This is a genomic window from uncultured Campylobacter sp. (genome assembly GCF_938018035.1).
In the GTDB taxonomy this organism is placed as follows: Bacteria; Campylobacterota; Campylobacteria; order Campylobacterales; family Campylobacteraceae; genus Campylobacter_B.
The window spans coordinates 1-1,643 of the sequence record NZ_CALIJF010000147.1; the positions used below are offsets into that span (position 1 = coordinate 1).

Genomic DNA, 1,643 nt, shown 5'->3' on the forward strand with positions numbered 1-1,643 from the left:
CCGGCGGTGATTATCAGATGCTCGGTCTCATAAACGTTGCCAAGATGGCTCTTAACGCCGCAAATGCGCTGCTCGCCGCCTTGCTCGCAGGTTAAAATTTCGCTCGCGATCTCCTGGCTTATATCCAGCCCCTGCGTGTTTAGCAGCAAATTTCGCATGTAGATGCGGTATTCATCCATATCGATCTGAGCGCGCGAGCCTCGCACGGCGGGGCCCTTGCTCTCGTTTAAAATTCTAAACTGCAGCCCGCATGCATCCGCCGCAAGCCCCATCTGACCGCCCAGCGCGTCGATCTCCTTTACCAGATGCCCCTTAGCAAGGCCGCCGATTGCGGGGTTACAGCTCGCAGCGCCGATCTGTTCGGCTAAGATCGTAATTAGCAGCGTCTTTGCGCCCATTTTTGCGGCGGCTAAGCTCGCCTCGATACCAGCGTGCCCGCCACCCACAACGATAACGTCGTATTTCATTTTTTACCTTTAAATTTAAAGCCGCAATTTTAGCCAAAATAAAATTTCAAAACGATAAATCGCGCGCAGATATCGCAGACGAGCCGTCCATAAAAATCGCGGCGCAAAATCGGCGAGCAAGGGCATAAAATTCCGCATAAATTTTTAGCGCAAAATTCCTGCATCAAAATTTCACGCGCGAGCTTTGCTTTAAATTTAGCGTTGTATAATTACGCATTTTTTTCAAAAAGGCTAAGTATTGATAGACAAATTTTATATTTCCGAGCTGAAAGATCGCGTGATAGGCGGCTGCGAGATTGCAAAGCAGCAGGCGCTAGAGCTGGCGCAATGCGAAGATTTAGGCGCGCTTTTTGCGGCGGCGGATGAGATTAGGCGTGAGTTTTGCGGCGATAAATTTAATCTCTGCACGATCATAAACGTAAAATCGGGGCGCTGTAGCGAGGACTGCAAATACTGCGCGCAGTCGGCGCATTTTAACACGGGCTGCGAGACTTACGGAATTTTGAGCGAGCAGCAGGTGCTAAGCGCCGCGCTTGCAAACGAAGCCGAGCAGACCCACCGCTTCTCGCTCGTTGCTAGCGGGCGCGGAATTTCTCAAAAAAGCTCCGATCTGAGGGCATACTGCGCGATCTATGAGCGGCTGCGAAGTAAGACGCGGCTGCATCTGTGCGCCTCGCTGGGGATCGCTTCAAAGCCCGCGCTGGCGCTGCTTAAAGCAAGCGGCGTGCAGACCTATCATCACAATCTCGAGACTTCGCGAAAATTTTATCCGCAGATCTGCACGACGCACAGCTACGACGACCGCATCCAAACTATCGAGAATTGTCGCGCCGTGGGGCTTGACGTATGTAGCGGCGGGATTTTCGGGCTGGGCGAGGGCATGGAAGATCGCATCGATATGGCGCTGCAGCTGCGAGAGCTGGGCGTTAGCTCCGTGCCGATCAATATCCTGACCCCAATCAAAGGCACTCCGCTGCAAAACGCCGCGCCGCTGGCGCACGATGAAATTTTAAAATCGATCGCGATCTACCGCTTCATCTTGCCGCGCGCGTATCTGCGCTTCGCAGGCGGCAGGCGGAATTTGGGCGAGCACGTGCGCACGGCGCTTGGATGCGGCATCAACTCGGCGCTTACGGGCAATTTCCTAACCACCACCGGCGATAGCATCGCAAGCGA

General features: G+C 53.8%; 2 protein-coding genes. One reads left to right on the forward strand and one right to left on the reverse strand.

Going from position 1 to position 1,643, the window contains the following annotated elements; translation table 11 throughout:
- Window positions 1–467 (reverse strand): FAD-dependent oxidoreductase (locus Q0257_RS04340; RefSeq protein WP_298022000.1); only part of this gene is annotated, 467 nt, incomplete at its 3' end.
- Between the two features lie 238 nt (window positions 468–705).
- On the opposite strand from Q0257_RS04340, the gene bioB reads away from it, so the two are divergent.
- Window positions 706–1,643 (forward strand): biotin synthase BioB (gene bioB / locus Q0257_RS04345; RefSeq protein ID WP_298022003.1); only part of this gene is annotated, 938 nt, incomplete at its 3' end.